This is a genomic window from Acinetobacter sp. AOR41_HL, assembly GCF_027854645.1.
GTDB lineage: Bacteria > Pseudomonadota > Gammaproteobacteria > Pseudomonadales > Moraxellaceae > Acinetobacter > Acinetobacter nosocomialis.
Map to the genome: position 1 here is coordinate 18,389 of NZ_JAKTHZ010000027.1, position 25,274 is coordinate 43,662.

Below are 25,274 nucleotides of genomic sequence, written 5' to 3' on the forward strand. Positions count from 1 at the left end.
CTTGTTACAGGCATAAGCATACTTTGTTTTTAAAAGAGTGTGAACGCATAAAGCTCATATCCGTACAGATAAACTGCGAACTAGCTTCTTTTCTCTACCTAAATCATTTATTCCTTTATGGATGATCATGATGTAATTCTTGATCCGTAACACCCTCATCCATAGTTTGTACCAACCCGACACCATCTTTAATTTCAGCTGAATAATTTCCTTTCTCGGTAAAAATTTGCATGATTGTATAGTGGTCTTTTTGACTTTGAGTAATAGTAAAAAAATTCTGGTTCGGATCGCCTTGGTCAAATCTACCAGTCCATCGAACAATATCCTGATCAACAGGTTCGATCTCTACAATTTTCCCTGTACGATTAATGCCATATTCCAACATCTGAAATTTAACAGTGTCCCCGACTTTTTTAAGTTCGATCACATTTGGATCATATTTAATGACCATACCTTTAGCATTTTTAAGCAAGGGAAAATTAGCTTTAGAATGCAATTGATCTTTTTCTATTTCATTAAAAACAATTTGTTGCTGAGACAACCTTTCTTTTTCTGACGGACTCAAATTCAGAATATTTTGACTCTCTATCATTTTTGCCCCAGATTGTTGCCGACTTTCTGGAGAGAACGTTAAAGCAGAAGAACTTTGCTGTGAAAAAGCAAACCAGACTAAAACTGCTAACGCCACACAAGCGATAGCAGTTCCTATTAACAACTTATTTTTCTTCATTATTTACAGCTAAAAATAGAGATTAGTTATATAGAGAAATTTTTTGTGCGTTTAGGTTAATCACACTAACCGCATCAATTTTTCCTTCTTCACCCAAACGAACACCATATTTAGGATTGTAAAGGTATGGACTAGAATAAAAATTAATATTATTGCCACCCATTGCAGTACTACCTAAGGGATGAGCAAAACCTGAACCGATATTGGTTGAGCCATTATGATATAGACCAAGATTATGCCCAACTTCATGACGCATGGCTGCAAAAGAACAACCTGCAATATCATTTGCACCAATCATGTTATATGCCGAAGCATTAATCCAAGCCCAGCCACAACCGCCATCCCCTGGTTCATTACCTTGATAATAAACACCGTCTGCCAATACACGTTTACGCTCATTTTGTACCGTCGTGTCATCTCGTCCAGTCGAGATTGCTTCTTTTAAAGTAGTAGCTGGGATTTTATAAGTTAAATAGCCCACATCTCTTAAGTAAAAACGTGCATTTGAATTTTCAGCGGTTAAGTTTGTTAAATTTACGCCTTCAATCATTCTAAGTTTTGCTGCACTTTCACCTAAAATTGAGTTTACTTCTGGGCTAGAAACCAACAACATATCAATTGTATAACTATCTACTGTCCAACCTTGAGCGGTGTAGATAAAACGGCGGTTTTCACCATTTTTAATTGCTGTCGACAAACCATTAGCAGCATTAATATAGGTGTCGGCCGATGCATTCGACACAATAACCACCTTATCTCCGACTTGAGCTTGAGCTGGTAGCTGCAAGGTCGGCTGCCAATTGGATGTAGACAGTTTTACCTTTAAAGTGGGTTGGGTCATATTCGGTAAAATTGCAGGAATTGTTGCCGTTGAATCAATCACTTTTGTTGGTGAAGAGATAAGCTGCCAATAGCCTTTGTCGCTTACATACATAAACTCATACTGATCGCCTGTTTTAAGGGTTAAGGTCGCTTGGCTATTAACATTGGTATTATTAATTTTTGCAGACCAAGTTGCAGTAGACTTGATAATAATCCTATCCCGATCATTTGCAGTGGTAGGTAAAGTGAAATTAGAAACCCAATTTCCATCTCCAAATGCAATTTCAGTAAGTGGGCTATTTACTGCGGCTAAAGATGTTCCAATTTGCTGAACATTTAGCTTCTGAGGTTTTATATATTCTGGCACCCATTTTCCTAAAGCAGAATAATATTTAAACCAATATTCAGAACCATTTTTTAATGTAAAACTGCTCGGGAATAGTAAGTTGGTTTTATCAATATCCGAACTTACACTTGCTGTAGAAACAACTTGTACGGTTGTTCCGTCACGCACATCACTTGGTAAAGCAATGGTTTGTGCCCATTTGCCATCTTGAATAAGTACTTTTTGCATGGTTGCAGTCGTTAACGGTATTAACTCATAGTTAGCCCCAGTAGTAGGACTAACCGTTGCTAGCTGAGCAATCCATTTATTTTGACTGCTATTAAAAATGAATTGATAGATATCTCCGCTATTTATCTTCAACACTTCTAACGGAATATTCGTATTAGAGGTGTCTAAATAACTACTATAAGCAGCACTAGAACGAATTGTAATTTTGTCTGAATTATTAGCATTTGTTGGTAAAGAGAGATTTTTTACCCAATTTCCATTAGCTAAAGAAAACTCTAAATCTGAATAACCCGTCGGAATTGATCCACTATTATTATTCTGATTTGGTGAGAGTACAGTTGCGGCATATACAAGTGAAGATGCAACAATTGCACCAATAATAAGTGATGTTTTTAATTTAAAATTCACAGTAGCCTCTTTTATTTGTTTTTAGATTTTCGAATAGCAGGTTAACAAACCATTTTTTTGCAGTCAATTTTCAAATCATTAAGTTTTTATTAAATTTCAATAAGATGATATTTGAATCATTTTGAAATAAAAACATGAAATTTATTAAATAATAGTTTATTTATGAGAATTAAATAACCAAATCGAATATAAAGAAAATATTAAAAAGACATTTGAGGGTAAAAAGAAAGATAAATCTCTCTTTTTACCCTTTATTTTAGTTTACTTTCTTAGGAAAACTAAACCAGACAAATACAGTTAACAGGAAGAAACAAATGGCTGAGATAGTAAGTACCCAACTATGTGCATAACTAAAAGCTTGCTGCGCAACTGCAACTAATTGCTCTCCTAAAGGTTTTTCAAGGCTAGATGCTAATTGCATAGTTTCACCAATTGAAATACTCGCTTTTTCAATTAAGTTTGACGGAAGCTCGGCTGGTAAACTAATTGAGCGACTATAAAACCAAGACAACATCAAACCAAAAATAGCGACGCCTAAACCAGCTCCAAGCTCATAGGCCATACCTTCAATCGCGCCTGCTGCACTCGCCTTTTGTGGGGGTACAGATGACATAATGGCAGCAGTTGAAGCCAGTAAGGCAATCTCAATACTAAAGCCTAAAAAGACCATACACGTCCACGCTAAAAAGTGATCAGTCGAAAAGTTAAGTTGGGCAAGTCCCCATAAACTGAGTGCACTTATTAAAATACCAACAGTAGATACAAGTCTAAGTCCCCATTTATTTAAACAGATTCCTGCTAGTGGACCACCTAAACTAATTGCGATCATAAATGGAATAATAAACATCGCTGCTTGTAAGGGAGAAAACCCATAGACAAACTGCAACTCTTGAGACAGTAGTAATTCAAAGCCAACCAAAGCAATCATAGACACAACTGCCATAACAATGCTAGTAGAAATCACCGGATGTTTAAATAATTCCAGATCAATCATTGGCGTCGTACTTCTTTTTTGGCTTCGAATGAAGTGAATTAAAGTACTTATACCCACCACAAACATCACAACAGTGAGCATTGAAAAGTTGTACATAGCCGATTTAATCGAATAGATGAGGCTTAAAATGGCTACCACTAAAACTAAAGCTTGCCCTAAGTTAATTGGCTGATCAGTTTTTTCTTGCTGTTTAGGAATTATCATTACAATCATAACCAGAACGACTAAAATAATCGGGATATTAATCAGGAATACAGCTCCCCAATGGAAATGTTCCAGCACAAACCCACCAACTAGCGGGCCAAAAGCTGCTCCACCGCCACCTACTGTAGACCAGAGACCAAGTGCAAAATTTCTCTGCTTTTCTTCGGTAAAAGCATTACGAATGCCTGATAAAGTGGCTGGAATAAGCATCGCTGCCCCTAGGCCTAAAACAGCACGTGAAGCAATTAAGGCATAGGCCGTTGGAGAAAAAGCCGCAGCTAGAGAACCAATACCAAAAACGGCAGTTCCTATAAATAATAATTTTTTAAAGCCGATACGATCACCAAGTGCACCCATCGGCAAAATTAAACCCGCCATAATCAGTGAATAGATATCAATGATCCATAAAAGCTGATTGGCAGTTAAATTTAATGCTTCACTTAAAGTCGGTGTAGCAACATGCATCACTGTTGCATCGATTGTCACAGGTAAATAAATAAGGACAATAATTGTCAGAATTAACCATTTCTTTTGCATAACATTCTTCTAATATCCAAAAATTGGACATGTGTTCAAATCATGGTTATTATATACACAATTGGACACTTGTCCAATTTTTAAATTTAATGTAGTTTGTGTCGAATTCTGTCAGGTGAAAGAAACATGGCCTATCTTAATCGCGATCAACGCAGAGAAATGATTTTGCAAGCTGCCATGCAAGTTGCTTTGGCTGAAGGTTTTACAGCCATGACGGTACGTAGAATCGCAACAGAAGCACAAACCTCAACCGGACAAGTTCATCATCATTTTTCTTCAGCATCTCATTTAAAAGCTGAAGCTTTTTTAAAGCTGATGGAACAACTTGATGAAATTGAACAAACCCTAAAAACCACTAGCCAATTTCAAAGGCTATTCATCTTATTAGGTGCAGAAAACATAGATAGACTTCAGCCCTACTTACGATTATGGAATGAAGCAGAACTCTTAATTGAACAAGATGCAGAAATACAAAAGGCCTATAACCTTGCCATGCAAAGTTGGCATGAATCTATTGTGCAAGCAATTGAACTCGGTAAGAAAGAAGGCGAATTTAAAAATATATCTAATTCAACAGACATAGCATGGCGACTCATTGCTTTTGTGTGCGGATTAGAAGGTATTTATCAACTTGGATTACAAGGTTTAGCTGAAAACGACTTTAAGCGTCATACTGAAGCGATTATTCGCCTAGAATTATTATAAATGGGAGCTGGCATTTATTAAAAAACACCAGCATTTATTGATTACATAAAATTTAGAACCAACCTTTACGCCCTTTTAAAATTTGGTCAGTGCAACGTAAGGTTTCTTGAGTCAATCCCCATAAACGATAGTCACCCGTGATTGAACCAATCTGGAAGTTATGTGTATAAGCAAAGCTAAGATCACGCTCAGGGTCACACCATGCCCCTGAACCATTGTAGCCAATATGCCCAAAGCCATTTTTAGCGCGTTTACCCATGGTAATAATACGGTGATATCCTAAACGCCAATTCATTGGTATTGGCATGACACGATCACGTGCATAACTTTGAATGGTACTCAGCTCTTTAAATACTTCTGGGCGAATGAGTTGCTGTCCATCCCATTCGCCTTTATTTGCCAGCATCGCATAAATTTTAGCAAGACTATTTGCAGTAAATGTACCATTTGCTGCTGGAATAACAGCTTGCAATCCTTCATCACTAAAGAAACTAAAATTCTTCATTCCTTTTGGAATCATAGCATCCTGAAAATCTTGCGGGTCCTGCCCAGTCCACGTAATCATTTTTTCAGAAAGTGAACTTTTGCGTGGCTGAGGTTTGTTAGGTTTTTCAGCTTGAGTAGATGCTGGTTTTTCTGGTTTCGGTTGAATAATTAAACGAGCTACCCGTTCCAACTGGCTTGCAGGCGTACCAAAATAAGCACCATCTAACTGCAACGGTTCAACGAGATATTTTTGCATGAGTTGATCTAAAGATTGACCAGTTGCTTTTTCAAGCGCACCACCAACAAGCCAACCAAATGTTAAGGCTTGATAAGCATTGCCCTGTCCGGCAATGAATCTTGGCTTGGACATAGCCATTACATCCAACATATGTCGCCAGTCGAGCATTTCCCTCGCACTTTCAATAATATTTCGAATATCAAACATACCACTTTGATGGCTCAACACATGACGCAAAGTCATTTGCTCTTTACCATTCTGAGCAAACTCAGGCCAGTAAGTCGCAATCGGTTTGTCATATTCTAAAAAACCTTCACTGACTAAAATATGTGCTAAGGTTGCAAGTACACCTTTCCCTGTAGAGTAGCAAACTGCCAAAGTATCAGGTTGCCAAGCTTCAGTTTGTGATTTTAGACCGGTGTAGATATCTACAACTTTCTGACCTCTAAAATAAACCGCTAAAGCAGCTCCACCTTGTCCTGTTCTAGCATCTTGAAGACGGCTGAACTGGTGAGCTAAATCAATAAAACGTTCATCTAAAATACCGTGATAGTTATGGGTATCGGCCAGTAAAATCTCTTTAATCACATGAAGTTCCTTGCATTTTTTGTTATTTTGCTCAAAAGCAGCCCAAACCTGTGTTCAGGCTGCTGATATTTTTATAATGCTTTTACTGTTCCTGCAACATGCGGTTTTTGCGACTTTGCATTACGAATCAAAAAGTCAGTCTTTTTGTCTGTATTGGCAGTTAAAAACTCAACTTTTGATGGTAGGAACATTGGTAGCTTAAACCAGACATCTGCTTCATAAGCATTAGGTAATTCAAGATTCGCTAGTGCTTTAGCTTTGCTCCACATACCATGTGCAATTGCTTGCTTAAAGCCAAATGCTTTTGCAGTAATGGCATGAATATGAATTAAGTTAAAATCACCAGACACTTTCGCGTAACGGCGGCCTGTGTTTTCTAAAATATCCCACTGGGCCTTTGGAACATAAACTGGTGCTTGTTCTTCTTTGGCTTTCTCACCCACTCTTTTCTCGACTTTTTGGCGAGATAAATAAGTCGTTAAGCCTTCCATCACTACTTCATTGCCAACTTTTGCCGTGGTAATAAAGTCAAACTGAACGCCTTTATCATGCGGTTTTAATTCCCCAAATTTGCATGACAAAGTTAGTTTTTCAGTTACACCAATAGGTCTAGTCTGTTTAATCTGGTTACGGATATGCACTAAACCTAAAATTGGAAATGGAAAGGCTTCAGCTGTCATCATATGCATTTGCAAGCTTTGAGAAAGTACCGCTAAATAAATTGCCGGTACAAAGCCATTATTTTGAAAGCCACATACTTCGTTATAAGCCTTGAGATGGCTCTGATCAATTTCAAGACGGTCTACCACATATTCAACTTGTGGTAAGATTTTTGGCCCCTGTGGCTTTTTAAAAATTAAGCCTTGTACTACTTTTGGATAAGCCAATGCCGCTTTTGGTAGTTGGCTAAAATGACGAGTATTCATACCTAACCTTTTATAATTTATAGATTCTTGAATAAAAAAGGGATGCACAAGCACCCCTATTTAGCTAAGAGTGCTTAAGCGCCCAACAAGCTTTGACCACACACACGTACAACGTTGCCATTTACACCTGTAGAAGCAGCTGATGCAAACCATGCAATCGTTTCTGCTACATCAACAGGTAAACCACCTTGTTGCATTGAGTTCATACGGCGACCAGCTTCACGAATCGCAAATGGAATTGCCGCAGTCATTTGAGTTTCGATAAAACCAGGTGCTACTGCGTTGATGGTAATACCATTTTTTAAGATAGGCGCAGTAAATTTAACTAGACCAATCACACCAGCTTTTGAAGCAGCATAGTTAGTTTGACCCAAGTTACCAGCAATACCACTAATTGATGATACACAAACAATACGGCCATTTGCATTTAGACCATCGTTTTCTAATAAGTAGTCATTTACACGTTCAGCAGCAGACAAGTTAATGTTAATGACCAAGTCCCAAAGCTCTGGCTTCATGTTTGCCAAAGTTTTGTCACGTGTAATACCTGCGTTATGAACAATAATATCTAAACCGCCTTGTTTTGCCGCAGCAGCTTTAATTTTTTCGCCCGCATCAGCAGCTGTAATGTCAATTGCCAATGTAGAACCACCAATATCAGCAGCTACACGGTCAAGGTCAGCTTGTTGTTGTGGTACATCTAGACAAATAACATGAGCACCGTCACGTGCCAACACGTGTGCAATTGCCTCACCAATACCACGGCTCGCACCAGTCACTAACGCAGTTTTTCCAGCAAGCGGTTTTGCCCAATCAACATCCACTACATCTGCTTTAGATACACGAATTACTTGACCAGATACATAGGCTGAACGTGGAGAAAGCAAGAAACGTAATGTTGATTCAAGATTTGCAGCAGCACCTTCATCAATATAAACAACTTGAGCAGTAATACCCTTTTTAAATTCTTTACCTACAGATTTGATAAAGCCTTCAAGTGCGCGCTGAGCAATTGCCTGTTTTACAGTTTTTGCAGTTTCAGGTGTTGTACCAATCACAATCACTCGACCAGAAGTCGCAACTTGACGTGCAATCGGATTAAAGAATTTATAAAGTTCGTTTAACTGTTCTGAGTTTTGAATACCAGATGCATCAAATACAACTGCTTTGAATTTTGATTCTTTATCGCCCGCATTGAATGGACGTAAATTTAAACCAACTTTTGCAGCTTCTTGTTGTAATGCAACATTATTGCCTACATAGCTGTCAGCATGAATATTGCTAAGTACTTGTGCAATCGCACCAGACAAAACACTTGACGGCGCTGCGCCAACCAATACTGCACCATTCACTACTGGCTGAGCACTTTCAAAACGCTCTAATACAACTGGCGATGGTAAACCCAGATTTTTAACAACGAATTTACCAATAGGAGATTGTGTAAATGCTTGGTATTGATCAGTCATGATTATTATCTCTCAAAGAAATGAATTTTCTACGACAGGCTTCATTATGTTATGAGATGGAAAGAAACAATATGAAAGCAGTCGTTCATTAGAGTTACTCCAAATCATACTTGAGTTCATCTTTTGATGTCTTGACCTGAATGCTATCTACAATGTCATTCTAGTCAATACAGGTCTATTTGAATTGTGTTAAGGTAGCTTACAAGAATATCGTTATTATGCTTGGAAAAGCCTTATGAGCAAAACAACTCAAGAAAATCCAGCAGTCGAGAATTCTGCTCAGGAAAAAGTGTCAAATACATCAAAGTCGGCTTCTAACACGGCTAAGCGTAACAGCACTACTCCTAAAGCAGCAACTAATACACCAAAAACGACACGTACTCGTTCAACGACTGCACCTGCACGTAGCCCTCGTAGTAAGAGCGCTGCTTCAGCAACCCCGTCTACATCTTCAAATGTAGCTGCAGCACCAAAAGCAACAAAAACCAAAACTTCTGTTCAACAGGATAAAACCATGAGTCAAAACACTGTTCGCCGCGTTGCAATCCTTGGTGGCAACCGTATTCCATTTGCACGTTCAAATACTGCTTACTTTAAAGCGTCTAATTCTGACATGCTGACAGCAGCATTGAATGGTTTGGTTGAGCGCTTTAACTTACAAGGTAAGCGTATTGGCGAAGTTGTTGCGGGCGCTGTTTTAAAACACAGCCGTGATTTCAACATGACTCGTGAAGTTGTATTGAGCACAGATCTTGCTCCTGAAACTCCTGCTTACGACATTCAAATTGCATGTGGTACAGGTTTACAAGCAGCATTTGTTGTTGCCAACAAAATTGCCCTTGGTCAAATCGACGTAGGTATTGCAGGTGGTGTAGATACCACTTCTGATGCGCCAATTGCTGTAGGTGATGGTTTACGTAAAGTTTTACTTGAGCTTAATGTTGCTAAAACAGGTAAAGACCGCCTTAAAGCTTTAACAAAAATTGATTTTAAAAAGCTTCTTGATGCACCAAGCAATGGTGAACCACGTACTGGCCTTTCAATGGGTGAGCACCAAGCAATCACTGCTTTAGAATGGGGTATCACTCGTGAAGCACAAGACGAACTAGCTGCAAGCAGCCATCAAAAACTTGCTGCTGCTTATGACCGCGGTTTCTTTGATGACTTAATGACTCCATTCTTAGGTCTTAACCGTGACAACAACCTACGTCCGGACAGTACAGTTGAAAAACTTGCTAAGTTAAAACCAGTTTTCGGTAAAGGCGAAACTGCAACAATGACTGCAGGTAACTCAACTCCGTTAACTGACGGTGCGTCTGTTGTATTGCTTGCTTCTGAAGAATGGGCAAAAGAAAACGGTCATGAAGTTTTAGCTTACCTTTCTTTCTCAGAAACAGCAGCTGTTGATTTCATTGGTAAGAACGGTCCTAAAGAAGGCTTATTGATGGCTCCTGCTTATGCAGTACCTCGTATGCTTAAGCGTGCTAACCTTAAACTGCAAGACTTCGATTTTTACGAAATCCATGAAGCATTTGCATCTCAAGTACTCTCTACTTTAAAAGCTTGGGAAGATGAAAAATTCTGTAAAGAACGTCTTGGCTTAGATGCACCTTTAGGTTCAATTGACCGTTCTAAATTGAACGTAAATGGTTCATCTTTAGGTGCGGGTCACCCATTTGCTGCAACTGGTGGTCGTATCTTGGCTACTGCAGCTAAATTGATTAATGAAAAAGGTTCAGGCCGCGCATTAATCTCGATCTGTACAGCAGGTGGTGAAGGTGTGGTGGCGATTGTAGAAAAATAATTTCTATTTATCGACCTAACAAAATAAGCACCCATCTGGGTGCTTATTTCATTTCAATCTATGTGAATTAATGAAGTGATGCTGCTTTAGCATTTGGGAAAAACTTATCTTCAATATGGTCATAGCACCACTGGAAAATAAAGGTATAAACCAAAATACATAAGGTTAAGCCAATATCTAAAATAAATGCATCAATCACTGTCATCTGCATCATATATGCAATCATTGGAACAGTCGCAATCAGCAAACCACCCTCAAAACCAATCGCGTGTAAAATCCGCACAGGGATCGTTCTTTCCCAATTATATTTATGCTCTACTTTTTCGAAATAGTGGTTAAAAATCATATTCCAGAAAACAGAAACCACTGCCATAAACACACCGAGTGTTCCAGTCACTTCCATCGGCATGTCAAAAATAAAACTTAATGCAATCGCAATGATGACCAACAAAATTCCTTCATAACTGATTGCATGAATGAGTCTTCTCTTGGAAATCAACATTTTTAAATACTCAATAATAACTTGGATAATGTGTATTTTATTTTTATAATTTTGATTAATCCAATTAGGTTCTTTCAATTTTTTTGACAGATGGATATTAATCAAGAACAACTTCTCATGTTCCAAGCCGTTATGGAAACAGGTTCATTTTCAGCAGCAGCACGGAAACTCGGTAAAGTCCCCTCTGCTGTGAGCATGTCGATTGCTAATTTAGAAATCGATCTGAACCTGACTTTATTTGAACGCAAAGGGCGCGAACCTACTCCTACAGCCGAAGCACGAGTGCTATATGAAAAGACGACACAACTATTGATTGAAATGAATCAATGGAAACAGCACGCACATGCATTAAGTACTGGGCTGGAACCAAATCTCACTATTGTTGTAGTGTCTGAACTGTTACATACCAATTGGACCGACTATGTTTGTCTACTAGAAAGTCGCTTTCCCGATCTACAAATTAATATTGTGTCTGCCCCTCAAGAAGATGCACTTCAAATGTTATTAGATGGCTCTGCCCAACTGGCCCTTATGTTTGAACGTGAGCATTTAGACAATAGAGAACAGTTTGTTGAACTCAAACGTGAAGCCTTAATTCCTGTTATTTCAAAAACCCATCCGCTCGCAAGCCAAGAGCATGTTTCTTATGAGCAGATTTTGGGTACGAGACAAATTGTGGTAGCAAGTCGAGATGAAACCTTAAAACCCGAATTATTATTTTCAAAACATTACTGGCGTACAGACAACCATCACTCTGCGTGCTTAATGATTTTACGTAATTTAGGTTGGGGAGTACTGCCGCAAGAGATGTTTAAAGAAAACCCTGAGTTAAACAACAAGCTTAAAGCATTAGATGTATTTGATTTTACACCGCGCTTTGAATATTACGTTGATTTGGTCTGGAGTCGTGAAAGTGAACTCGGCGCCGCTGCACGGTTTTTGATTGACTATATTCGTCATAAGCGAATGCAGCAGCTTCCTTAAAATAATTTCAATTTAGATGCAGAACATAAACGTTTTTCTTTGAAACATAACAATTGATATATCGACAGTATGGATAGAGTTTGTGCTATAAAGAAAACATAAGATTTATTACTGAAGATGTTGAATATCAATGACTCATACAGCACTTGACCAATTAAAAACATTAACGACCGTTGTTGCTGACAGTAGCGACCTTGATGCTATTCGTAAATTTCGTCCCTTAGATGCTACAACGAATCCTTCATTGATTACTGCGGCAGCAGAACAACCTGAAAGTAAAGAGCTCATTGAAGATGCTTATTATCAAGCCAAAGAAGAAGGCTATAAAAATGATGAGCTGATCGAAAGAACCATTGATATTTTAACCGTAAAATTTGGTGTAGAAATTTTAAAACTGATTGAAGGCCGAGTTTCAACAGAGGTTGATGCTGCCCTTTCATACGACACTGAAGCAACCATTCAAAAAGCACATGAATTATGTGAACTTTACAAAGGTTATGGTATTGATCAGTCACGTATTCTTATTAAAATCGCGTCGACTTGGGAAGGTATTCAAGCTGCTAAAGTACTCGAAGCTGAAGGTATTGCCTGTAACCTCACTCTTCTTTTCGGTTTACACCAAGCTCAGGCATGTGCAGATGCGAAAGTGACTTTAATTTCACCATTTGTCGGCCGTATCTTAGACTGGTACAAAAAAGCTGAAGGTGTCGACGCTTACCCAATCGAGAAAGACCCAGGCGTAGTTTCAGTTAAGAAAATTTATACCTATTACAAACAGCAAAATATTCCAACTCAAGTGATGGGTGCGAGCTTCCGTAGTATCGATCAAGTGCTTGGCCTTGCAGGATGTGACTTGCTAACAATTTCGCCGGGACTACTTACTCAACTTGAGCAAGATACACGTGCTGTTAAAGCCGCACTTGATGCAACTCAAGCAAAACAAGCAGAAGCTATTGTTAGACCTGCTCAGAACGAACAAAGTTTTAAAGACGAACTCAATCATGACTTAATGGCTTTCCAACTTTTACAAGGTGGTGTTGATGGCTTTATTAAAGCGCGAGATCAATTAAGCCTTTTGTTACGTCAATCCTTTGGAATTGATGCAGAAATTAAATCTTAAAAAACTGCACTTTTCATACAAAATTACCGATTTTTGTTATCATGACAAAAATCGGTTTTTTATTGAGTTTCTCGTGTTCGGCATAACAGATCTAACAACATATATTATTGGTACACTCCTAATTGTGTTATTACCCGGACCCAATTCCCTTTATGTGATGTCAATTGCTTCACGCTATGGTATTAAAACTGGATATATGGGTGCACTTGGTATTTTTACTGGTGATCTTATTTTAATGCTATGTACCGTATTAGGTGCCGCTTCTTTATTAAAAGCATTCCCTTGGGTTTTTATTATTCTTAAACTCGTTGGTGCACTTTATCTGTCCTATTTAGGGTTTAAACTTTTACAAGGCAGTATTCAACGCTGGAAATTACGTAATCAACCACAAGCTGAAATGGCTGATTTACCTGCTTTAGATAAAATTCATCCTTATAAAACAGCCTTAAGTATTAGTTTACTTAACCCTAAAGCAATTTTATTTTTCTTATCTTTCTTTGTTCAGTTTATTAATCCAGATTACGCTTATCCAGCTTTAAGTTTTTTAATCTTAGCGGTAATTTTACAAATTATTAGTTTTAGCTATTTAACAGCGCTCATTTTCTCTGGAATTAAACTCTCAGCATTTTTTAAGCAAAATCATAAAATTGCAGCAAGCGGAATTTTCTTAGTTGGTATTTTATTTTTTGGGTTCGGTTTAAAGCTGGCCACTTCAACCATGTAAGTTACTGAGGGAATAAAGTTAAAACTTATTAGATTATTAAAATGCCAGCATGCCATCTGTTTTAACTTCATTAAGTACAAAGAATGTTCTCACCTGCCTTACTCCCGGTAAGGCAATAATTTTTTCACTATGAAATCGGTTAAAAGCAGCTAAGTCTTTAACACGAATTTTTAGAAAATAATCCACTTCTCCGGCAACCAGATAACACTCTAGAACATTCTCCAAATCACCTGCGGCTTGTTCAAAAGCTTGAAAGCTATCCGGTGTTGAACGGTCCAGCACTACCCCAACCAAAACGATGGTCTCACGCTGCACCATACTTGGATTGATCCGAGCACGAACATCTAAGATGGCTCCAATTTTAAAAAGACGTTGCGTATGATTCCAACATGACGAGGTACTAATACCAACAAGTTTTGCTAGTTCAGCATTACTTAAGCGTCCATTTTCTTGTAAACAACGCATAATTTTCAGCTCAAGCGGTGTCAAATTTTCAGCTTGTTCATCCATAAGAATAATATCCAGTATTCATTAATTTTTATGAAATGAATAATAGCATTTATAGCTATTTAAAAAATATTATTTCATTTTTACACCAAAAATAGAAAGCACCTTCTTAAAAAAAATTGTTAGATTTATCTGGCTGAAAATATAGGCAGAAACATATTAATTTTTCAGGGATTTAGAACATTTAGCCATGCAAAAGATTCTTCAAGATTTTTCTATTCCAGCCGTATTCGCGGGTTTCATTACCTTTCTAATTGGTATTAGTGTTTCGGCTATTTTAGTGATTCAGGCAGCCCAAGCTTTAAATGCTTCACCTGAACAAATCACCTCATGGTTTTGGGCTTTAGGTTTGGGTCTTGGTTTATCAGGACTCATCCTTTCTTGGAAATTTAAATACCCTGTAGCAACAGCTTGGTCTACTGCCGGTCTCGCTTTAATTATTGCAACTGGCGGTGGATATAGCATAAATGAAGCAATTGGTGCTTTTTTAGTTGTTGGTGTACTGACTGCGGTTTTAGGTTTTTCAGGAATATTTCAAAAGGCGCTTTCATATATTCCTCAAAGCTTGACCAGTGCCATGCTTGCAGGCGTTTTACTCAAATTTGGTATTTCACTTTTCGCAAGTTTGCAAAATGATTGGGCATTCGTTTTATCTTTACTCTTCATTTATATCTTTACCAAAAGATTATGGCCGCGTTATAGCATCATGTTCACAGCACTTGCTGGTGTTGTGCTCTGCCCTGTGTTTTTAGACTTTCATATGCCTACACTTCACTGGTCTTTGGCTAAACCTGTTTGGATTAGTCCTGTCTTTAGCTGGTCAGCAGTTTTAGGCTTAGCGCTACCACTGTTTGTGATTAGTATGGCTTCACAGTATTTACCCGGTATTGCCATGATTAAAAGTTATGGCTATAAACCACATGTCAATCAACTCATTGGCTGGACCGGTTTAACCCAAGTTTTGCTTGCGCCTTTTGGTTGTTATAGCGTCAATATTGCCGCGATTAGTGCGGCTGTATGCCTTGATGATCAAGTTCATCCTGGCCCAAGTAAACGCTATATTGCTGGCATAAGCTCTGGTTTTTTCTATGCATTGATGGGACTATTTGCAGCAACACTGACAAGCTTACTCATGTCCTTTCCTCATATTTTTATTGTAGCTTTAGCAGGTATTGCATTACTTGGCACCATTAGCCATAACATTGCGCTTGCCTTTGGCCCAATTGAAGACCGTGAAGCAGCACTATTTACCTTTTTATGTAGTGCTTCGGGTATCCAATTTTTCGGTATTGGTTCGGCATTTTGGGGACTAATTGTCGGTATTATTGTATTTGTAGTCCTTAAATTTAAGGTTAAAAAATAACACCTACAATAGAAACTTTGCGCTTAACCATTTAGAGCATTTCATAAACAATTAAGTGCAAAGTCTCATTAAATTAATTAATTGCGTTTTTATCCCAAAAAGCCTGTCTTATTTGTGGCATCGCATTTAAGTGGTTAATAATATGCTGCGCTTCTTCCGCTTCAATTGAAGTCGCAATTAAGGTCACTTCTATTTCAACCTCTTTCTCTCCAAAAGGTGTTACATCAATGTCTTTGGGAGGGTAATTGTGGTGCTTCAACGTTAGATTTAATTCATCCATAACTACTTTGCTCTGACTTCGGTCACAGATAATATAAATTACATGTAAAACCTCTGTATCATCGTCTAATGGACGACGGTCAATGATATGAACAATCGGTCTTAACAACGTATTGGCAGATAAAATAAAAGCTGTTGCCAGTATGGCTTCAATAATTAAGTCAGAACCCGCAGCAGCCCCTACCGCAGCAGAACACCACAAAGTTGCTGCGGTATTTAAGCCATGGATGTTACCTTCTTGACGCATAATTACACCTGCGCCCAAGAAACCAATACCCGAAACCACATAAGCAATGACCCGAACAGCGCCATCTGCTCCAGTAAGATTTGTTGCAACATCCACAAAAATTGCAGCACCTACAGCGACCAGTACATTGGTTCGAAGGCCAGCAGTCCGTTGCCTATATTGCCGTTCAAATCCAATTAACGCCCCTAAAATAAAAGCAACTGAGAGACTAATTAATGTATCAACAATATTAGATAAATCTGCATGTTGTAGAAATTGCAACTTCATCTTGCACCTATAATTTTATTGCCAGCCGTAACGGCGGATATAGATTTTTTTCACCCATTGAGTAATACACATATAAGCAATTAAAATTAAAGGCAAATATAAGAAATAACTTAATGGTAAAGCTTGCAGTTTTAAATAACTTGCTAAAGGGCCCATTGGTAAGAAAATACCAATACACATAATCACTACTGTCATAACTAACAATGGGGTTGCAGCACGACTCTGAATAAATGGAATCTTAGCCGTACGGATCATATGCACAATTAACGTTTGAGTGAGTAACCCCACTACGAACCAGCCAGACTGGAATAAAGTCTGATGTTCAGGTGTATTTGCCGAAAACACAAACCACATTAAACAAAAAGTGATAATGTCAAAAATAGAGCTAATCGGTCCAAACACCACCATGAAACGGCCGACTTCTTCAGGTTGCCAACGCTGCGGTTTTGCAATTAACTCTTCATCAACGTTGTCAAATGGAATCACGATTTGTGACACATCATAAAGTAAGTTTTGAATGAGTAAGTGAATAGGCAGCATTGGTAAAAATGGAATAAAAGCACTCGCAATTAATACCGAAAAAACATTACCGAAATTTGAACTCGCCGTCATTTTGATGTATTTCAACATATTGGCAAAAGTTCTACGGCCTTCAATTACACCTTTTTCAAGTACCATCAAGCTTTTTTCAAGCAAGATTAAATCTGCTGATTCTTTAGCAATATCTACTGCCGTATCTACTGAAATACCAATATCGGCAGCGCGTATAGCCGCGGCATCATTAATACCATCTCCCAAGAAACCAACCACATGACCGTTGGCTTTTAACTGCTCAACAATACGTTCTTTATGTACAGGGCTAAGCTTCGCAAAAATGTGGTATTGCTCTACTGCTCTTTTGAGCTGCTCATCGGTTAAGGTTTCAATTACACCGCCCAATAGAACTTGGTCATAGTTCAGACCAATTTCTCGGCACACTTTTTGAGTGACAAACTCATTATCACCAGTAAGTACTTTTACGGTTACACCATGAGCATGCAAACTTTGTACTGCTTCTCGAGCAGACTCTTTAGGTGGATCAAGAAATGCGACGTAACCAATTAAAATTAAATCACTTTCATCAACAACCGAATAATTTTCCTGATTATTATCAAACTCACGATACCCTACAGCAACAACACGCAAGCCATCTCGGTTATAACGTTGAGTTAATGCTTCAATTGCGACTTCACGTTGTTTTGTTAAAGGCTCTACTTTGCCATTTACCTCGACATAACGGCAAACCTTTAACATTTCCTCAACTGCGCCCTTGGTAATCATCCGCACTTTTTCTTGAGGGGTTTTTACAACAACCGACATACGGCGGCGATCAAAATCAAAAGGAACTTCATCTAACTTCTTATAACGTAACTTTTGAGTTTTGATCTGATCATCAACAGCTTCTAACACAGCCACATCAAGCAAATTTTTCAAACCTGTTTGATAGTAACTATTTAAAAATGCTTGCATGAGTACAAAGTCTGATTTTTCCCCATGAACATCAATATGTTTAGATAAAAAGATTTTGTCTTGAGTTAGCGTTCCAGTTTTATCGGTACATAAAACATCCATTGCACCAAAGTTTTGGATCGCATCTAGACGTTTAACGATTACTTTCTTTTTAGATAAGAAAACCGCACCCTTGGCTAAAGTTGAAGTCACAATCATCGGTAGCATTTCTGGAGTAAGACCAACAGCAACCGATAATGCAAATAAAAATGCCTCTGTCCAATCACCTTTAGTGAAACCATTAATAAAAAGTACAACAGGTGCCATCACCAACATGAAACGAATAAGTAACCAACTGACTTTGTTGACACCCATTTGAAATGCCGTGTTACTTCGATCAGTAGCTGTAACACGGTGAGCGAGTGCACCAAAATATGTTTGAATACCCGTACTTAAAACAACTGCCTGAGCCGAACCAGAAACAATATTGGTCCCCATAAATACAATGTTATCTAACTCTAAAGCACTCGTTTCTTCGAGATTTTTCTGCAATGGAAATTTCTCGACAGGCATTGATTCACCAGTCATTGCAGCTTGAGAGACAAACAAATCTTTGGCATTTAAAATTCTGCAATCAGCAGGAATCATGTCACCTGCAGATAATAAAATCACATCACCTGGCACCAAATATTGAATTGGCATTTCAAATTGGTGATTGGTTTGGTTTTTAATATCAATGCCATAACGCTCATGCATAAGCTCTAAATCTTCTGCACTAACTTGATGACGCAGTACTGTAGCGGTATTACTTACCATTGCCTTTAAAGCATCCGCAGCTTGATTTGATTTTGCTTCTTGCCAATAACGAAGTAACGTCGAGAGAATAACCATCACGCTAATAATGGTTGAACCCGTTAAATCATCGGTAAAAAAAGCAATTAATGCCAAAAGGCTAAGCAAAATATTAAACGGATTGCGGTAGCAATACCAAAGATGTTGCCACCAAGTTAATGGCTTCTCATGAGTGATCTCATTAAGCCCCACTGCCATTTGCTGGGTATGTGCTTGTTCTTCTGTAAGCCCTGTGTAATGAGTATCGAATTGTTTTAATAAATCACTTGATTGGGCTCTTGATGCATCGAGCAAACGCATAGATAAATTTTTGCTAATTTCTTGAGCATAGCTAGATTGATGTAGCTCTTTAAAAGATCGATTACGACCAAAAAAACGCATCAAATGAAATCTTTGTAAAAATGCTGTGAAGAGTCGTTGCCAGAATTTCATCGCGAAATCCTCCATTTTTTAGGCGTACAAAGCTCTCGACCTTATTGATAAATAAAGTCTATAAAAATTTAAAATTTAGAAAGGAATCGGAGATCGTAAAGTTACGATGAAGAAGAGAAAATTAGCCCAAAGCCGAACCAACGCTGACGGAAAGTCGCGGGCTTGAACATAGCTCGAATACTTTGAATCGTATGAGACGAATTATTTACCAAAATTGAATTTTGGTAGTTATAGCAGTGTGTGGAAGCATATAAGAACATTGGCTTCTCCCCATTTCTAGCGAGAAACTAAATAGATAAGTGCTTGAAGTACTTAATTACAAAAAATAATTTGTATAGGTTTAATCTAATTTTTTACAAAGCTATCTCATTGCAAGATAGCCCTTCCTAATGGTTATCTTGCTCAGTATTGGCTTTGGTTTAATTGATAATTAAACTCGAACCTCGAACAACTACCCATTTAGGATCTCCATTAAATAAACTCGCGGCAAGTATATGTTTTACTCTATAACACACAAGAATTTTTTTGTAATTTTTTATTAACAAAATTCCAGCTTAAAATCACAGCTCTTTGACTACCACAGTTTTCGCCATTTTGTCATGCCAGCCTTGTTTTTTAGGATCAAATGCCACCCAAATAAGACCAATACAAAATACTAAGATGGATGGAATATATCCAATATAACGAATGATGGATTGCATCAAAGTTAACTTATTACCCGTTTTTTCATCGAGAACTTTTAAACGCATAAGGCGTTTACCTGGTGTACCTGCAAAGTAGAGCCAACATAAAACGGTATATAAAAATGGAAAAGCATAATTTACAATCAGATCAAACCAATAGTTTTGCGGTTTACTACTCATTCCTGTCGCAAATATCAGATCATAATCTCCACGATAAAAAACCCATGCAGCTGGAATAATTGCTAAAAAGAGAATAAGTGTATCAATAATCATTGCACCAAATCGTAACCAGAACCCTGCATATTCGTATTTATAGCTCATGCGTACACCTCTGTTTTGTTATCGTTTGCCTTATACTAAAGAGACAACTTCATTTTACTTTAATCCTAAAGGAAATCTTTTTATTTTTAAATACTTGAAATAATTTTTAATTTTCTATTTTACTTAGAATTGTAATAAGTACTGTTGAGACCAATAAATTATAACAGCATATATAATATTTAAGTATTTTATATACACCTCACTCTAGATGAGGTGGTTTAATTATTTTTATTGAATTAATAATATATAACGGCTGATTATTTCCAAAACAAAACATCAATTTTAAATTCTTTCTTCAATAGTAATGCAGCACAGATTAGTCCTAAACCAATAATTATCAAAAAGAAGCTTAAAGTTAATACACCTCCTAGTATAGATAAAACACCTAGAATAGTGAGTAGATAAAATAAAATTATAATTAACTTAAACATTTAGTTTATTCAACCATTTACGATAAAATCAACTCATTCTAGCGCTTTTAGCAATAAATACTGTTCTCAAATGTTGAATACACACCTTCTTTGTATTAACTCAAAAACAATATGTTAATAATTCTTGCTAAATGTTAATAATAAAAAATAAACTGTGACAAATATCACAATTATAATTTATTTAACTTCAAAATAGTGCTTTTCAGTAATAAGTTTTATTTTCAGATTTTTATATAAACGATCTTTTGAATTTTCCAGTGAAGGCACTACTTTTTCAGCAAACTTATCGTCAGCCATAAGTCTTGCATAAGTTTTATATCCAATTACTAATTTTTCCGGTTCTTTACCTGTTTGGCGAAATTCTTCAATAAGTTTACTTACTTTCTTTGCTGTTAAATCTGCCATTCTTATACTCCCCCACTCAATATACTATTTGGTTATACGAGTTCTGTATGACAAAAATATGAAAAGTAATTTATTGTAAAGTTCATCTAAAAAATAAAATTTTCACTCTACTCTATATCGATCAAGCAATTTCATTTTAAAAGCAATAAAAATCAATTATATATTTCATTTTTATTTAATTTAATGACAACTTAATTGAATTGATTTCTACCTTTAAACAAATGTGTTAATCTTTAAGTAAGAAAAGCTTCATACATATAACAACTTGTAAATAAGAGGAATAACATTATGAATTATCAACATATTATTGTACCTGTGGATGGTTCCGAGATTTCTTTGGCAGCAGCCCGACAAGCTGCCCATATTGCTAAAGCTTTTGGTAGTAAACTTACAGCAATTAGTCTTGTTGCAGTAGATCCATTTAGTGGTGTTGATTTTTATTACATCTCTCCTGTTGTAAAAGATTATTTTGTTGAAGCGCGTGCGAATGCTGAAAAAACGCTTGCCAAGGTAAAAGCCTTATGTGCTGAAGAAGGCGTTGATATTGATACACAAATTATTCAAGGTGAAATCTCATCTGATGGCATTTTAAAAGCTGTAGAAGACTTAAAATCAGACCTGATCGTTATTGGTTCTCATGGTCGCAAAGGTTTCCAAAAACTTATTTTAGGTAGTTTTGCACAAGATGTTCTAAACAGCACTAAAATCCAAGTTTTAGTCGTAAAAGAATAATTGCTTATCAAATAAAAGCCTAATCAGTTGATTAGGCTTTTCTACGTAAAAAAAGCATAAGTTTTACACAGCTTAAAAACCGTTATAAACTATTAGTGTCTTTCCCCCTCTATTTTGTGAGTCACGCCAATGAAGTAAGTCTTTTTCTCATCAATTTTCTCTTTTTTGATGTGCAAAATAGACTATTTTTAGTGACTTAACGTCTTTATTTAAAGCTTAACTTTCCTATTTTGTACATCCTGTATTTATGAGGTTTTTTATGACTCAGCAGGCATGTGTAGTATCGCAGCTCACTTTAGAATTTCCTTCAAAAGTGATGTTTAAAGAATTAAATTTTTCACTTGAGCATCATCAAGTATCAGCTTTAATTGGCCGCAATGGTCAAGGTAAGTCTTTACTTATGCAATTGCTCCAAAAGATTTCGCCCACCAAAGAAATGCACATTAGTGGTCAAATTACTTGGCTGTCTAAGCATGCGTATTTAGCTCAATTAACGCGCCTTTCTTCATCCACCATTGCAGAAGCTTTAGAGATTGACCATCTTTATAAAGCTTTACAAAGAGTAGAACAAGGCGAAGCTGAATTCGATGATTATGATTTATTAGAAGGTAATTGGGATCTCCCTTCTGTTTGGGAAGCCTTATTGCGATCGGCTCACTTACCAACCGATTTAAACTTTCCGATGAAACAGTTAAGTGAAGGACAAAAAACCAAGTTAGCGTTAGCAGCATTATTTTTAAAAACCGACCACTATCTATTGCTTGATGAACCAAGTAACCATCTCGACCAAGATGCTAGACAGTGGTTAATTCATCACCTCAAGAAACATCCGGCGGGTGCTCTTATCATTAGCCATGATCTAACTTTGTTAAATGAAGTGGACCATATTTATCACTTAAATGAACATGGCTTACAGCACACTACAGGAAACTATGAAATTTTTTATGAGCAATATCAAACACGAGTTGAGGCTTTAGAACAGTCTGTACATCAACATCAACGTGAAGTTAAGCACATGAAGCAGAAGCAACATGATGTTTTAATGAAAGCACAAAAACGTGAGCGTGCTGGCAACAAACTTCGTGATTCAAACTCACAAGCTAAAATTTTACTCGACTTTAAAAAAGAACAGGCTGGACAAAGTTTAGGAGCAATCCAGTCTCAACATCACCGTCAAATTGAGCAAAGCCAGCAGGATTTGAAAAATAAAAAATCACTTCTGGAAACTGTTAAACCTCAACAATTTATATTCCCCTCTTTTCAAAAACGTTCAGGAGAAATTCTTAGAGTTCATGACTTAAAACTTCACTATGGAACACAGCAACCCATCAATTTTGCCCTCAAAGCTTCTCAAAAAACTCACTTAGTTGGTCGTAATGGTGTCGGTAAATCAACCTTGCTTAAACAGATTGTTCAATCTGCTGTAGCGCCTACAGATGAAATTAGCCTGTTTGTAAATTGCTTCTATCTAGATCAGAACTTCAGCTTTTTGTTAGACCATCTCTCTGCTGTTGAGAATTTAAGAAATATTAATCCTGATATTTCTGAGTTAGAGTGGAGAAATCTACTAGGTCAGCTTAGGCTTCGTGGTGAAAAAGGGACTTATCCTTTAGCTCAACTGAGTGGTGGTGAGAAGTTAAAAGTCGCATTGTTAGGTTTAAGTCATGCAGAGACTATGCCTGAACTTTTATTACTCGATGAACCAGAAAATCATCTAGATATTGAATCAAGAGAGCTATTTGCAAATGCTATTTCTAGCTATGAAGGTGCAGTGTTATTAGTCTCTCATGATTTAGCTTTTGTTGAAAAGTGCGGAATTCATGAGTCAATTTATTTAAATTAATATTTTTTAATCTTCTATAAAAGCTCTAATTATTAGAGCTTTTATAGAAGATTGCCTTAATTAGTATTTTATATTTTTATTATTTACTATTTGAAGATCTAAATTAAATGATACGGTTCTATTTTTTCGTGCACTATTTCTCATTTGATAAACTTGAATAATATAGTCACCATCAACGGGTAGTATTACTTCTCCTGAAGAGCCTGTAGTCGAGCCTACCAATAATGCCTTATCTTTGCCTGGCTTTTGACCTGGAGCAAAAACATTAATATAAGCTAAGTTACTATAACTATTAATGTTAAATTTTAAAACCTGACCACTTTTTGCGAAAACTCGATACCTTACATCATCATAGCCCTGAAATTTTCCTGTTAAAGTTGTTTGATCAGAACCTTTTAAAAAGCTTACTTTGGTTTCAACATTTTTAGCAACAACAGTTAATGGTAAAGTTGCAATTAATCCTGTTAATAATAAAATTTTAATATTTTTTTTCATTTTTAACCCTCAAAATTCTTTTAAATAATTATAAAAAAAGATACTTTTTATTAAATTTTACTTTATGTATAAATTTGATGAGTAACGTTTGAGTTTGTAAGTCTTTTAATAGTTGTTCAAAAAATATATGTCATGAAACTTTAACTTGCCAGCTCATAAAAACCACCTTAGAATCCGCGCAACGAATTTTTAGGGGCTTCATTGTGAGTACTTGCTCGATTGATAAGAATAAATCATCGACTCAGATTTAAGTATCCACTAAAGCCCACTGGCTCTCTTGTGGATTTAAGAGAGTCCTTCCCTTTTGCTTTATTTCTTATTTATCAGTTGTTTTAAAAAACAAGTAAATACTTACATATGCTCCTTGTTGTTTTGGAGTCATCAATGCTATTTCTTAATTTTAAAAAATCTATCGTTTTTTTTAGCACTTGCTTGGCATTTATTTGTAGCTATGCTGGACGACCAATGGTCGTTGATGATGCTTCTTTAGTCCCAGCCCATTCTTGTCAACTTGACTCATGGATGCAGAATAACCCTAAAGATAAAGAATATTGGGTTATTCCTTCTTGCAATATTGGTAACAATTTTGAGTTTGGTGTAGGTTTGGGGCGTCATTTTTCTGATGAGGCAGGTAATATCACTTATACAACTGTTCAAGGGAAAACGCTTATAAAACCACTTGAGACCAATAACTGGGGAATTGGTGTTTCATTTTCTAGCCAAATTAATAACAACCACACTAGTGAAAAAGATTGGACTGTGAATGTGCCCTTAAGTATTTCTATGTTGGATGACCATTTCTTATTGCATACTAATGTGGGCTGGCTTAGAGAACACACCACTCACCGCGAGCAAACTACTTGGGGTGTGGGTACAGAAACATTCATTACGAAACCCTTAACGGTTACTGCTGAAGTGTATGGAAATGATCGAAGTGATTCATTTTATCAAACCGGTATTAAATATATGTTGTACAAAGAAAATATACAGTTCAACGCAAGTTACGGTAACCGTTTAAATCAGACTAAAGATGACTCATTTTTTTCAGTCGGTTTAGTGTTTGTGAGTAATCCATTTTTTAAATGAAAATAAGATTAAAAAAGCCCATCTATTGATG

At 36.9% G+C, this 25,274-nt stretch carries 23 protein-coding genes; 9 read left to right on the forward strand and 14 right to left on the reverse strand.

Features of this window, described 5'->3' with window-relative positions; all coding sequences use genetic code 11:
- Positions 1-115 precede the first annotated feature (115 nt).
- From cpaB to amvA, 3 genes are all read right to left on the reverse strand, one after another.
- Positions 116-730, reverse strand: coding sequence for a metalloprotease secretion chaperone CpaB (gene cpaB, locus MKL35_RS10875; RefSeq protein WP_000739695.1), 615 nt, complete (start codon positions 728-730; stop codon positions 116-118).
- A 22-nt stretch (positions 731-752) separates the two neighbouring features.
- Positions 753-2,534 carry a metalloendopeptidase CpaA gene (gene cpaA / locus MKL35_RS10880; protein ID WP_032011775.1) on the reverse strand — a complete coding sequence of 594 codons (1,782 nt, stop codon included), beginning with the start codon at positions 2,532-2,534 and terminating at the stop codon, positions 753-755.
- Between the two features lie 256 nt (positions 2,535-2,790).
- Entirely contained in the window at positions 2,791-4,269 is a 1,479-nt protein-coding gene (amvA, locus tag MKL35_RS10885) for a multidrug efflux MFS transporter AmvA (protein ID WP_032011776.1), read from the reverse strand.
- A gap of 126 nt (positions 4,270-4,395) precedes the next feature.
- Between amvA and MKL35_RS10890 the strand changes: the two genes are divergently transcribed.
- Entirely contained in the window at positions 4,396-4,974 is a 579-nt protein-coding gene (locus MKL35_RS10890) for a TetR family transcriptional regulator (RefSeq protein ID WP_004708240.1), read from the forward strand.
- Between the two features lie 52 nt (positions 4,975-5,026).
- Here MKL35_RS10890 and MKL35_RS10895 read toward each other — a convergent pair whose 3' ends face one another.
- The 3 genes from MKL35_RS10895 to MKL35_RS10905 form a co-directional block, all read right to left on the reverse strand.
- Positions 5,027-6,286: a serine hydrolase domain-containing protein gene (locus MKL35_RS10895; protein ID WP_032011777.1), complete on the reverse strand. Its 1,260-nt coding sequence runs from the start codon at positions 6,284-6,286 to the stop codon at positions 5,027-5,029.
- Between the two features lie 71 nt (positions 6,287-6,357).
- Positions 6,358-7,212 (reverse strand): MaoC family dehydratase, encoded by an 855-nt coding sequence (locus MKL35_RS10900; RefSeq protein WP_017393394.1) that lies wholly within the window; start codon positions 7,210-7,212, stop codon positions 6,358-6,360.
- 74 nt (positions 7,213-7,286) lie between these two features.
- Positions 7,287-8,678, reverse strand: coding sequence for a 3-oxoacyl-ACP reductase (locus MKL35_RS10905; RefSeq protein WP_032011778.1), 1,392 nt, complete (start codon positions 8,676-8,678; stop codon positions 7,287-7,289).
- Between the two features lie 235 nt (positions 8,679-8,913).
- On the opposite strand from MKL35_RS10905, the gene MKL35_RS10910 reads away from it, so the two are divergent.
- The gene (locus tag MKL35_RS10910; protein WP_002053671.1) at positions 8,914-10,482 is read left to right on the forward strand and encodes an acetyl-CoA C-acetyltransferase; all 1,569 of its coding nucleotides are present in this window, start codon (positions 8,914-8,916) and stop codon (positions 10,480-10,482) included.
- 67 nt (positions 10,483-10,549) lie between these two features.
- Here MKL35_RS10910 and aceI read toward each other — a convergent pair whose 3' ends face one another.
- Positions 10,550-10,984 carry a chlorhexidine efflux PACE transporter AceI gene (aceI, locus tag MKL35_RS10915; RefSeq protein WP_004701059.1) on the reverse strand — a complete coding sequence of 145 codons (435 nt, stop codon included), beginning with the start codon at positions 10,982-10,984 and terminating at the stop codon, positions 10,550-10,552.
- Between the two features lie 90 nt (positions 10,985-11,074).
- Here aceI and MKL35_RS10920 point away from each other — a divergent pair, with 90 nt between their 5' ends.
- From MKL35_RS10920 to leuE, 3 genes are all read left to right on the forward strand, one after another.
- Entirely contained in the window at positions 11,075-11,968 is an 894-nt protein-coding gene (locus MKL35_RS10920) for a LysR family transcriptional regulator (RefSeq protein WP_270913616.1), read from the forward strand.
- A 130-nt stretch (positions 11,969-12,098) separates the two neighbouring features.
- Complete coding sequence (tal, locus tag MKL35_RS10925; protein ID WP_002053629.1) at positions 12,099-13,088, forward strand: transaldolase; 990 nt, start codon at positions 12,099-12,101, stop codon at positions 13,086-13,088.
- 73 nt (positions 13,089-13,161) lie between these two features.
- The gene (gene leuE / locus MKL35_RS10930; protein ID WP_004708223.1) at positions 13,162-13,812 is read left to right on the forward strand and encodes a leucine efflux protein LeuE; all 651 of its coding nucleotides are present in this window, start codon (positions 13,162-13,164) and stop codon (positions 13,810-13,812) included.
- Between the two features lie 36 nt (positions 13,813-13,848).
- On the opposite strand, the gene MKL35_RS10935 is transcribed toward leuE, so the two are convergent.
- On the reverse strand, positions 13,849-14,322 hold the full coding sequence (locus MKL35_RS10935) for an Lrp/AsnC family transcriptional regulator (RefSeq protein ID WP_000344224.1): 474 nt from the start codon (positions 14,320-14,322) through the stop codon (positions 13,849-13,851).
- A gap of 187 nt (positions 14,323-14,509) precedes the next feature.
- Here MKL35_RS10935 and MKL35_RS10940 point away from each other — a divergent pair, with 187 nt between their 5' ends.
- Complete coding sequence (locus tag MKL35_RS10940; protein ID WP_032011783.1) at positions 14,510-15,682, forward strand: benzoate/H(+) symporter BenE family transporter; 1,173 nt, start codon at positions 14,510-14,512, stop codon at positions 15,680-15,682.
- A gap of 73 nt (positions 15,683-15,755) precedes the next feature.
- On the opposite strand, the gene MKL35_RS10945 is transcribed toward MKL35_RS10940, so the two are convergent.
- From MKL35_RS10945 to MKL35_RS10965, 5 genes are all read right to left on the reverse strand, one after another.
- On the reverse strand, positions 15,756-16,475 hold the full coding sequence (locus tag MKL35_RS10945) for an MgtC/SapB family protein (RefSeq protein ID WP_002053619.1): 720 nt from the start codon (positions 16,473-16,475) through the stop codon (positions 15,756-15,758).
- A gap of 15 nt (positions 16,476-16,490) precedes the next feature.
- Positions 16,491-19,247: a magnesium-translocating P-type ATPase gene (gene mgtA / locus MKL35_RS10950; RefSeq protein WP_032011784.1), complete on the reverse strand. Its 2,757-nt coding sequence runs from the start codon at positions 19,245-19,247 to the stop codon at positions 16,491-16,493.
- Between the two features lie 560 nt (positions 19,248-19,807).
- Positions 19,808-20,251 (reverse strand): RDD family protein, encoded by a 444-nt coding sequence (locus tag MKL35_RS10955; RefSeq protein ID WP_002053613.1) that lies wholly within the window; start codon positions 20,249-20,251, stop codon positions 19,808-19,810.
- Between the two features lie 257 nt (positions 20,252-20,508).
- Positions 20,509-20,682 (reverse strand): hypothetical protein, encoded by a 174-nt coding sequence (locus tag MKL35_RS10960; RefSeq protein ID WP_022575551.1) that lies wholly within the window; start codon positions 20,680-20,682, stop codon positions 20,509-20,511.
- 177 nt (positions 20,683-20,859) lie between these two features.
- Complete coding sequence (locus tag MKL35_RS10965) at positions 20,860-21,087, reverse strand: hypothetical protein (protein ID WP_000774578.1); 228 nt, start codon at positions 21,085-21,087, stop codon at positions 20,860-20,862.
- A gap of 288 nt (positions 21,088-21,375) precedes the next feature.
- Between MKL35_RS10965 and MKL35_RS10970 the strand changes: the two genes are divergently transcribed.
- The gene (locus tag MKL35_RS10970; RefSeq protein WP_002053669.1) at positions 21,376-21,819 is read left to right on the forward strand and encodes a universal stress protein; all 444 of its coding nucleotides are present in this window, start codon (positions 21,376-21,378) and stop codon (positions 21,817-21,819) included.
- Between the two features lie 259 nt (positions 21,820-22,078).
- Positions 22,079-23,662 (forward strand): ATP-binding cassette domain-containing protein, encoded by a 1,584-nt coding sequence (locus MKL35_RS10975; RefSeq protein ID WP_032011785.1) that lies wholly within the window; start codon positions 22,079-22,081, stop codon positions 23,660-23,662.
- Positions 23,663-23,722: 60 nt separating this feature from the next.
- Here the strand turns inward: MKL35_RS10975 and MKL35_RS10980 are convergent, their stop codons facing one another.
- Positions 23,723-24,157: a hypothetical protein gene (locus MKL35_RS10980; protein WP_002053610.1), complete on the reverse strand. Its 435-nt coding sequence runs from the start codon at positions 24,155-24,157 to the stop codon at positions 23,723-23,725.
- A gap of 384 nt (positions 24,158-24,541) precedes the next feature.
- On the opposite strand from MKL35_RS10980, the gene MKL35_RS10985 reads away from it, so the two are divergent.
- Positions 24,542-25,243 carry a hypothetical protein gene (locus tag MKL35_RS10985; protein WP_032011786.1) on the forward strand — a complete coding sequence of 234 codons (702 nt, stop codon included), beginning with the start codon at positions 24,542-24,544 and terminating at the stop codon, positions 25,241-25,243.
- Positions 25,244-25,274: the final 31 nt, after the last annotated feature.

What these genes read in the sequence shown, in the direction of transcription:
- cpaB (WP_000739695.1), bottom strand. Translation starts at nt 730, where the DNA reads ATGAAGAAAAATAAGTTGTTAATAGGAACTGCTATCGCTTGTGTGGCG.
- amvA (WP_032011776.1), bottom strand. Translation starts at nt 4,269, where the DNA reads ATGCAAAAGAAATGGTTAATTCTGACAATTATTGTCCTTATTTATTTA.
- MKL35_RS10890 (WP_004708240.1), top strand. Translation starts at nt 4,396, where the DNA reads ATGGCCTATCTTAATCGCGATCAACGCAGAGAAATGATTTTGCAAGCT.
- MKL35_RS10900 (WP_017393394.1), bottom strand. Translation starts at nt 7,212, where the DNA reads ATGAATACTCGTCATTTTAGCCAACTACCAAAAGCGGCATTGGCTTAT.
- MKL35_RS10905 (WP_032011778.1), bottom strand. Translation starts at nt 8,678, where the DNA reads ATGACTGATCAATACCAAGCATTTACACAATCTCCTATTGGTAAATTC.
- MKL35_RS10910 (WP_002053671.1), top strand. Translation starts at nt 8,914, where the DNA reads ATGAGCAAAACAACTCAAGAAAATCCAGCAGTCGAGAATTCTGCTCAG.
- aceI (WP_004701059.1), bottom strand. Translation starts at nt 10,984, where the DNA reads ATGTTGATTTCCAAGAGAAGACTCATTCATGCAATCAGTTATGAAGGA.
- MKL35_RS10920 (WP_270913616.1), top strand. Translation starts at nt 11,075, where the DNA reads ATGGATATTAATCAAGAACAACTTCTCATGTTCCAAGCCGTTATGGAA.
- tal (WP_002053629.1), top strand. Translation starts at nt 12,099, where the DNA reads ATGACTCATACAGCACTTGACCAATTAAAAACATTAACGACCGTTGTT.
- MKL35_RS10935 (WP_000344224.1), bottom strand. Translation starts at nt 14,322, where the DNA reads ATGGATGAACAAGCTGAAAATTTGACACCGCTTGAGCTGAAAATTATG.
- MKL35_RS10940 (WP_032011783.1), top strand. Translation starts at nt 14,510, where the DNA reads ATGCAAAAGATTCTTCAAGATTTTTCTATTCCAGCCGTATTCGCGGGT.
- MKL35_RS10945 (WP_002053619.1), bottom strand. Translation starts at nt 16,475, where the DNA reads ATGAAGTTGCAATTTCTACAACATGCAGATTTATCTAATATTGTTGAT.
- mgtA (WP_032011784.1), bottom strand. Translation starts at nt 19,247, where the DNA reads ATGAAATTCTGGCAACGACTCTTCACAGCATTTTTACAAAGATTTCAT.
- MKL35_RS10955 (WP_002053613.1), bottom strand. Translation starts at nt 20,251, where the DNA reads ATGAGCTATAAATACGAATATGCAGGGTTCTGGTTACGATTTGGTGCA.
- MKL35_RS10960 (WP_022575551.1), bottom strand. Translation starts at nt 20,682, where the DNA reads ATGTTTAAGTTAATTATAATTTTATTTTATCTACTCACTATTCTAGGT.
- MKL35_RS10965 (WP_000774578.1), bottom strand. Translation starts at nt 21,087, where the DNA reads ATGGCAGATTTAACAGCAAAGAAAGTAAGTAAACTTATTGAAGAATTT.
- MKL35_RS10970 (WP_002053669.1), top strand. Translation starts at nt 21,376, where the DNA reads ATGAATTATCAACATATTATTGTACCTGTGGATGGTTCCGAGATTTCT.
- MKL35_RS10975 (WP_032011785.1), top strand. Translation starts at nt 22,079, where the DNA reads ATGACTCAGCAGGCATGTGTAGTATCGCAGCTCACTTTAGAATTTCCT.
- MKL35_RS10980 (WP_002053610.1), bottom strand. Translation starts at nt 24,157, where the DNA reads ATGAAAAAAAATATTAAAATTTTATTATTAACAGGATTAATTGCAACT.
- MKL35_RS10985 (WP_032011786.1), top strand. Translation starts at nt 24,542, where the DNA reads ATGCTATTTCTTAATTTTAAAAAATCTATCGTTTTTTTTAGCACTTGC.